Genomic DNA, 435 nt, shown 5'->3' with positions numbered 1-435 from the left:
CCTGGCTCAGGACGAACGCTGGCGGCGTGCCTAATACATGCAAGTCGAACGCGTCTTGGCCAATGATTTCAGGTGCTTGCATTTGAAAGATTTGACATTGAGACGAGTGGCGAACTGGTGAGTAACACGTGGGTAACCTGCCCTTGAAGTAGGGGATAACACTTGGAAACAGGTGCTAATACCGTATAACAACCAAAACCACCTGGTTTTGGTTTAAAAGACGGCTTCGGCTGTCACTTCAGGATGGACCCGCGGCGTATTAGCTTGTTGGTAAGGTAATGGCTTACCAAGGCGATGATACGTAGCCGACCTGAGAGGGTAATCGGCCACATTGGGACTGAGACACGGCCCAAACTCCTACGGGAGGCAGCAGTAGGGAATCTTCCACAATGGACGAAAGTCTGATGGAGCAACGCCGCGTGAGTGATGAAGGGT

Annotated in this window: 1 rRNA gene (only partly in view); it reads left to right on the top strand. The window is 51.7% G+C overall.

Features of this window, described 5'->3' with window-relative positions:
* Nucleotides 1-435 (top strand): 16S ribosomal RNA (locus LPKJCM_RS03095); its annotated part reaches 21 nt to the left of the window's first position; the annotation flags it as partial.

This window comes from Lentilactobacillus parakefiri (genome assembly GCF_002157585.1).
In the GTDB taxonomy this organism is placed as follows: domain Bacteria; phylum Bacillota; class Bacilli; order Lactobacillales; family Lactobacillaceae; genus Lentilactobacillus; species Lentilactobacillus parakefiri.
This window is presented reverse-complemented; position numbering and strand designations above follow the sequence as displayed.